At 44.8% G+C, this 7,019-nt stretch carries 8 protein-coding genes; 7 read left to right on the forward strand and 1 reads right to left on the reverse strand.

Translation table 11 applies throughout. The features are described 5' to 3' along the window. Positions 1-83 precede the first annotated feature (83 nt). Positions 84-434 carry a dihydroneopterin aldolase gene (folB, locus tag AAC033_RS17730; RefSeq protein WP_339740598.1) on the reverse strand — a complete coding sequence of 117 codons (351 nt, stop codon included), beginning with the start codon at positions 432-434 and terminating at the stop codon, positions 84-86. A 135-nt stretch (positions 435-569) separates the two neighbouring features. Here folB and AAC033_RS17735 point away from each other — a divergent pair, with 135 nt between their 5' ends. From AAC033_RS17735 to AAC033_RS17765, 7 genes are all read left to right on the forward strand, one after another. After that, entirely contained in the window at positions 570-2,267 is a 1,698-nt protein-coding gene (locus AAC033_RS17735; RefSeq protein WP_339740600.1) for a glutamine--tRNA ligase/YqeY domain fusion protein, read from the forward strand. 163 nt (positions 2,268-2,430) lie between these two features. Next, positions 2,431-2,832 carry a hypothetical protein gene (locus tag AAC033_RS17740; protein ID WP_339740602.1) on the forward strand — a complete coding sequence of 134 codons (402 nt, stop codon included), beginning with the start codon at positions 2,431-2,433 and terminating at the stop codon, positions 2,830-2,832. 98 nt (positions 2,833-2,930) lie between these two features. Then, positions 2,931-3,632: a DUF5668 domain-containing protein gene (locus tag AAC033_RS17745; RefSeq protein WP_339740604.1), complete on the forward strand. Its 702-nt coding sequence runs from the start codon at positions 2,931-2,933 to the stop codon at positions 3,630-3,632. Positions 3,633-3,641: 9 nt separating this feature from the next. After that, positions 3,642-4,691 carry a histidine kinase gene (locus tag AAC033_RS17750; protein ID WP_339740606.1) on the forward strand — a complete coding sequence of 350 codons (1,050 nt, stop codon included), beginning with the start codon at positions 3,642-3,644 and terminating at the stop codon, positions 4,689-4,691. Continuing rightward, on the forward strand, positions 4,688-5,437 hold the full coding sequence (locus tag AAC033_RS17755) for a response regulator (RefSeq protein WP_339740608.1): 750 nt from the start codon (positions 4,688-4,690) through the stop codon (positions 5,435-5,437). Before AAC033_RS17750 ends, AAC033_RS17755 begins: the two co-directional genes overlap by 4 nt. An 86-nt stretch (positions 5,438-5,523) precedes the next feature. Beyond that, a complete protein-coding gene (locus tag AAC033_RS17760; RefSeq protein WP_339740610.1) occupies positions 5,524-6,069 on the forward strand; it encodes a hypothetical protein in 546 nt (181 codons plus the stop codon). After that, positions 6,070-7,019, forward strand: a 950-nt coding sequence (locus AAC033_RS17765) for an alpha-amylase family glycosyl hydrolase (RefSeq protein ID WP_339740612.1), incomplete at its 3' end; no start/stop codon positions are given.

A 7,019-nucleotide genomic window follows, 5' to 3' on the forward strand; every position in this document is an offset into this window, starting at 1 on the left:
AAAATAGCCCTGTTTTAGTTCGACCAGAGCATAGGTTTGATGAGGAAGACCCCGGAATTTTGCCGGGGTCTTTTATGTGTTATTTATCGACTCAAGGTCACACTTACTTTCTCAATTTGTCCTCCCATGGGCGGGTTCATTTTCGAGATCTTCACCCAAGCTTTGTCAATCGCCGGAAGCTCGGCATGGAGTTTATCCAAAATCCGCGTAGCCACATGCTCCAGCAAATCCGATGGAATCGCCATTTCCTGCTTGATCAGGCTATACACTTTCTGGTAATCCAGGGCGTCTTGCAGCCGATCCGATTTTCCTGCTGCATCACAATTGGTTTGAATACTGACATTAAGAATAAACCGATTGCCAACTTCCTTCTCAATAGGATAGTGTCCATGATAAGCGAAAAACTCCAGGCCTTCCAAATCAATTTGTCCCATTTTTGCTTTGTTTTAGTGCGAAAATTATGGGCAAAATTAATTTTTCTTTTTCAGAAATGGATTTTATTGAACTTAAAACCTTTTGTGCAGAATCATTTTATATTTTTGTGGGCTATACATTAATTGAAAACTTCTATGAGCGATAAAACTCCTGAAAAAGAACCGGTAGTGAAAAAGAATTTCATTCATCAAATTATTGAAGAAGAATTGAAAGAAGGGAAAAATGACGGAAGAGTGCACACGCGTTTCCCGCCGGAGCCGAATGGTTACCTGCATATCGGGCATGCCAAATCCATTTGCCTGAATTTTGGAACCGCTCAGAAGTACAGCGGGCTGACCAACCTGCGCTTTGACGATACCAATCCATCAAAAGAAGAAACCGAATACGTGGAATCCATCAAGGCAGATGTCCGCTGGTTGGGATTTGACTGGGGCGACCGCGAGTTTTATGCTTCCGATTATTTCGACCAGCTCTTTGAATTTGCCGTGAAACTGATCCGGGAAGGGAAAGCCTATGTGGATGATCAGGATGCGGAAACCATCAGTAGCCAGAAGGGAACACCAACCCGCCCGGGAACCGAAAGTCCGTTCCGGAACCGGACACCGGAAGAAAACCTGGATTTGTTTATGCGTATGAAAGCGGGCGAATTTAAGGAAGGCGAACATGTGTTGCGTGCCAGGATTGACATGGCCTCGCCCAATATGCACATGCGTGACCCCATCATTTACCGGGTGATGCATGCCCCACACCACCGTACCGGAGACAAATGGTGCGTTTACCCGATGTACGATTTTGCCCACGGGCAAAGCGATTACTGGGAAGGAATTACGCACTCCATCTGTACCCTGGAGTTCGAAGTGCACCGCCCTTTATACAACTGGTTTATCGATCAGTTAAAAGAGGGTGAATACCGCCCACGGCAAGTCGAATTTGCTCGCCTGAATCTGACTTACACGGTGATGAGCAAGCGCAAGCTGCTCGAACTGGTGAAAGATAAGCATGTGAACGGTTGGGATGATCCGCGGATGCCTACCATTTCGGGTTTGCGCCGCCGTGGCTACACGCCCGAATCGATCCGTAACTTTGCTGAGCGCATTGGCGTTACCAAAGTGGATGGAATGATTGATGTGGCTTTGCTGGAACATAGCGTTCGTGAAGACCTGAACAAGCGGGCACAACGGGTGATGGGCGTTCTGAATCCGTTGAAGGTGGTGATTACCAACTATCCCGAGGGGCAGGTTGAAATGATGAGTGCCATCAATAATCCAGAAAATCCGGATGCGGGAAGGAGAGATGTTCCGTTTACGCGTGAAATTTATATTGAGCGCGATGATTTTATGGAAGATCCGCCACGCAAGTTTTTCCGTCTGTCGCCCGGACGTGAAGTCCGATTGCGCTACGCGTATTACGTAACTTGTACCGAGGTGGTAAAAGATGAAAATGGCGAAATTACGGAGCTGCGTTGTACTTACGATCCGGAAACCAAAGGTGGTAACTCGCCCGACGGACGAAAAGTAAAAGCAACTCTGCACTGGGTTTCGGCTACTGAAAATGTAGAGGCTGAAGTTCGCTTATACGACCGCTTGTTTTTGGATGAAGATCCGCTGGGTGATAAGGAGAAGGATTTCAAAGAGTTTATGAATCCGGATTCGTTGACCATTCTTGATAAATGTTACATTGAACCTTTTGTGAAGCAGGCTAAAGCGCTCGATTCATTCCAGTTTGAACGCCTGGGCTATTTCAATGTTGATCTGGATAGTTCGGATGAAAAATTGGTGTTTAACCGCACGGCTCAGTTGCGCGACGATTGGGCGAAATTCAAAGGAAAATAAGCCATTTAGGAACGATAAATCAAAGGCAAGACTCTGGTAGTTTTGCCTTTTTTTATTGCTGAATGTTGCTTCTTACCGATTATTCACCCGCATTAACCGATCCTTTTTTCTTATCGGGTTGGCGAATACCTAGTTTTACAAGCAAAATCAAGAAGAATCTGATATGGAAAACCGACATCGCACACAAGAAAATTGCCAGGGGCAGGCCAGGAAGTCAGGCGGATCCTTTCTGGGCTTTGTTTTAATCGTCATCGGTGTCCTTTGGATTTTAAAAGAAATTGGCTGGCATATCGGCATGCCAGGCTGGGATAGCGTTCATCGGGCAGGGGCCAGCTTTATGAACCTCTTTCATTTTGGTGCGCTAAGCCTTAGCTGGCCTGTCATTATCCTGATTGTAGGCCTGTTGCTGATTGCTGGTCGGCGGGTAATTGGTGCTTTATTGGTATGTCTGGCCGTATGTTTATTTCTTCCGCACTTCGTGATCATTCCCGGAATACTTGCGCTTTTATTTTTTCCGGTTGTGTTGCTGGTTGTGGGTATCATACTAATCAGTAAAATTCTATAGCGGGGACGATTGGTGCAGTTCTTTTTAAAAGGAAACCGATTTTGAAGATTAATAAGAAATGAATTTGACTATTTTAGTTGCGACAAACACAGAATATTATGGAGAACAAGGGGAATAAACGATTTTATTTTGGAATTACACTCATTGCGATTGGCGGAATCCTGATTCTTGAGCGATTGAATTTGATACCTTGGAGTCTGGCGGATATGCTGATATCGTGGCAGATGCTGCTCATTGCCATTGGCGTATTTTCAATGATTGGTGGCAACCGAACCGGAGGAACGATCCTGATTGTGATTGGTGGCTTTTTTCTGGTTCCTGAGATGATTGATGTTCCGACAGAAATTCGGCGTTTATACTGGCCGTTGATTCTTGTCGCTATTGGAGCCGCATTACTTTTCAGACACAATGGCTGTAAATCACGAATGGAGCGGGGAACGGAAGGCAAGGATTTCAACCAGTTTGATGATTTTGTCATTTTCGGTGGTCGCGAAATTTTTATCAATTCGCAGGATTTGAAAGGCGGACGCGCGACATCTATTTTTGGAGGGATTGAATACGACTTTCGGCAAGCCAAACTTTCCCCTCAGGGTGCTTTTATCGATTCCATTTCGGTCTTTGGAGGCTGTAGCATCAAGGTGCCGCTCGATTGGAATGTTCGCAATGAAGTGACCACCGTATTTGGTGCGTTTACCGATAAACGAGGCGATACTTTTCAGCACAGCCAGTACGATCCATCCAAGACCATCGTTATTCGTGGATTTACCATTTTCGGAGGTTTCGAGGTTAAGCATGTATAGTCCGAGTGAATGAAACATCCGTTTTTCGATAACAAGAAATTACTGTACTATTACGGTTTGTTCTGGTTGATTATTGGTGTTGCCAATAGCCTGGTCCAATACCTGTGGTATGGGACCGAACTGAGTGCGGCATTTCTTTCGGCTCTGAGCTTCTTTGTGTTGTACCCGGTTTTGGGAGGAAGTATTTGGTTCATCATCAAATACAATAGTCTGGAAGAAAAAGACTTGCTTTGGGTGATGCTCTATCATTTAATTGGAGCGAGTATACTGAATGGAATCTGGATTTACCTGACATTTATTCTCACAAAGATCATTGCGCCAGCTCAGCTGCAAGAGCTCTATGAAACACTGCCCGGAAAGCTTTTTTCGGGTTATGTACTCTATGTGATTTACGTGCTTTTTTTCTACTCCATCAATTATTACCAATCACTGAAGGAAAAAATTCAGAAAGAATCAGAACTCAAGTCCCTGATTCGCGAAGCTGAACTCAGTGCATTAAAATCGCAAATCAACCCACACTTTTTATTCAATAGCCTTAATTCCATTGCTTCGCTAACAATCAGCTCGCCTGAGAAGGCCCAGGAAATGGTGATCAACTTATCACGTTTTATGCGCTATTCACTGCAACATGATCAGGATGAAACCGTTTCACTGAAAGACGAGCTGGAGAATATTAAGTTGTATTTGAGTATTGAAAAAGTACGGTTTGGCCGGAAGTTGAATCCCGTTTTTAATATTGAAGAAAGTTGTCAGGGGGTTCAAATTCCCAATATGATTTTGCAACCTTTGTTTGAAAATGCCATTAAATATGGTGTTTACGAAGCAACCGAGCCAGTGAGCATCACAACGAACTGCAAGAGTGAGAAAGGGCATGTGGCGATTTGCATAGAAAACGATTACGACGGCGAGTCGGTTCGAAACCGGGGAGAAGGAATTGGATTGCGAAACATTCGGCAGCGCTTGGAGTTGATTTACGGTTCGGCGGAACTTCTGCGCATTAACGATCAAAAGACAAGTTTTAAAGTTGAATTATTACTTCCAAAAACAATACCGGCATGAAACAGAAACTAAAAGCATTAATTATTGAAGATGAAGAGTTGGCCCGCAATCTGCTCAAGTCGTACCTGAAAGACCATCCGGCGCTGCAAATTATTGGCGAGTGTGAAAATGGGTTTGAGGGTGTTCAGAAAATCAATGAGCTGAAGCCGGATGTTGTTTTTCTGGACATTCAGATGCCTAAGATTACCGGTTTCGAGATGCTCGAGCTATTGGAGCATAAACCCGAGATTATCTTTACCACAGCCTACGACCAGTACGCCTTGAAAGCCTTTGATTACAATGCTGTGGATTATTTGCTCAAACCGTTTTCAAAAGAGCGCATGCTTGAGGCGGTTGGAAAAGTGGTGGAGAGAATTGGAAAAAACGAAAACACCCAAAATAAGCTGGAGCAATTAAGCAGCTACGCGGTGAATGAATACCTGGACCGGATTGTGGTGAAAGACCGGCACAAGATTAACATTATCCCGGTCGAACGTATCCGCTACATTGAGTCGCTGGATGACTACGTGTTGATTTACACGCCCGAAGGCCGCCACATGAAGCAGAAAACAATGAAATACCTTGAATCTCACCTCAATCCAAAAGACTTCATTCGCATTCATCGTTCTTATATTGTTCATGTGGAGTACATTGCCGAAATTCAGCAGTACGAGAAAGAATCCTATGTGGTGATTCTGAAAGACAGGACAAAACTCAAAGTTAGCAAAACAGGCTACAAAAAAATCAAGGACGTGTTGCATTTTTGAACAGGCAGTCAAGCAAATGAGTAAAAAACCCCGAGTCCTGTTTAAATTGCAGGACTTTCTTATTTTTACCGATTCAATGCTATGCCATGAAGAAAATCGTTTCCATTTCTCTATCGCTTGTTCCGTTGGGTGTCGTCGCCCAAAACGAAGTCGCCCCCGAGGGCTATAAACTGCTTTGGGTTGTCTTGATTTTATTAGCGATTCCAATCGTTTATTACTTTGTTAATAAACTCGTACAAAAATCGGGAAGTAAGAAAGGTCGGCCTGTTTCCGTGGCCTGGCGAAAACTAAAAATTGACTTATTGAAAGATCGGACTTACCGCCCCAATGTATTGACACTGAGAATTACAAATCAGGGTAGAAAAGACATCGATTTGGAAGCGCCTGTTCTGTGTTTTCGGAAAGTATGGAGTAAGAGAAAATTCAAGTTGAAGGGCATTAACCGTTACGAAATTTATCCACTTTACCTTGAAGCCGGCAAAACGCATGAACTACGCATCGACTTGAGTGTTTTTCATAGTCATGACCGGAACCTCAAACGTTTCTACTGGGCTAAAGTCCGGGTGCTGGATACCAAGGGCAAAAAGTATTCATCATCGTACATCACCTTGCGAAAAAGCTTGTTTTCATAAATGAGAAATTGGCAATTTAATCATATCGATTTTTCAGTCTATCCTCACTACGATGACGACGACTTGGGGCTGCAATACAGTCCGGAAGCCATTCAACTAAAAGTATGGGCGCCAACAGCCAATGAGATTGAGCTGAAGATCTACGAACGAAGTTCCGGTGGGCGACCGGTTCGGCATGAACACCTGAAATTAGTGGCCGACGGAGTTTGGCAAGGTCGGCTGGAAGGTGACTTTAAAGGACTTTATTACACCATTCGGGTGAATGACGGCGAGTGGCTTGCTGAAACGCCGGGTATTGATGCCCGGGCCGTGGGAGTAAATGGCAAGCGGGCGCTGATCTTTGATCCGAAGGAAACTGACCCCGAAGGCTGGGAAGACGATCAGCCCATTGTGCTGGACAACCCGGTGGAAGCTGTTTTGTATGAATTACATGTACGCGATTTTTCCATATCGCCAGCTTCGGGAATGAAACATAAAGGCAAATTTCTGGCATTTACCGAACAAGAAACTAAAACCGAATCGGGGCTGGCCTCCGGTGTCAGCCATTTGAAAGAGTTGGGTGTTACCCATGTTCACTTGTTGCCGGTTTTTGATTTTTATACCGTGGATGAGAATCATCCGGGCGACAAATACAACTGGGGCTATGACCCGCTGAATTACAATACGCCCGAAGGGAGCTACGCCACCAATCCGGATGATACCTCACGGATTACAGAGTTTAAGCGGCTGGTACAAAGCCTGCACAGCGCGGGTATTGGGGTGATAATGGATGTGGTTTACAATCATACCGGGTACACCCGGCGGGCGTATTTCAACCAGACTGTGCCTGGCTACTATTACCGGCAAAACCGCAATGGCAATTTTTCGAACGCTAGTGGTTGCGGCAACGAAATTGCCTCGGAGCGGGCCATGGTGCGCAAGTATATGATTGATTCTCTGAAATATTGGGC

The sequence above is a fragment of the uncultured Sunxiuqinia sp. genome (assembly GCF_963974515.1).
In the GTDB taxonomy this organism is placed as follows: Bacteria; Bacteroidota; Bacteroidia; order Bacteroidales; family Prolixibacteraceae; genus Sunxiuqinia.

Excerpts from the sequence above, each read along its gene's own strand:
- AAC033_RS17755 (WP_339740608.1), top strand. The coding sequence starts at position 4,688 with ATGAAACAGAAACTAAAAGCATTAATTATTGAAGATGAAGAGTTGGCC.
- AAC033_RS17760 (WP_339740610.1), top strand. The coding sequence starts at position 5,524 with ATGAAGAAAATCGTTTCCATTTCTCTATCGCTTGTTCCGTTGGGTGTC.
- AAC033_RS17750 (WP_339740606.1), top strand. The coding sequence starts at position 3,642 with ATGAAACATCCGTTTTTCGATAACAAGAAATTACTGTACTATTACGGT.
- folB (WP_339740598.1), bottom strand. The coding sequence starts at position 434 with ATGGGACAAATTGATTTGGAAGGCCTGGAGTTTTTCGCTTATCATGGA.
- AAC033_RS17740 (WP_339740602.1), top strand. The coding sequence starts at position 2,431 with ATGGAAAACCGACATCGCACACAAGAAAATTGCCAGGGGCAGGCCAGG.
- AAC033_RS17735 (WP_339740600.1), top strand. The coding sequence starts at position 570 with ATGAGCGATAAAACTCCTGAAAAAGAACCGGTAGTGAAAAAGAATTTC.
- AAC033_RS17745 (WP_339740604.1), top strand. The coding sequence starts at position 2,931 with ATGGAGAACAAGGGGAATAAACGATTTTATTTTGGAATTACACTCATT.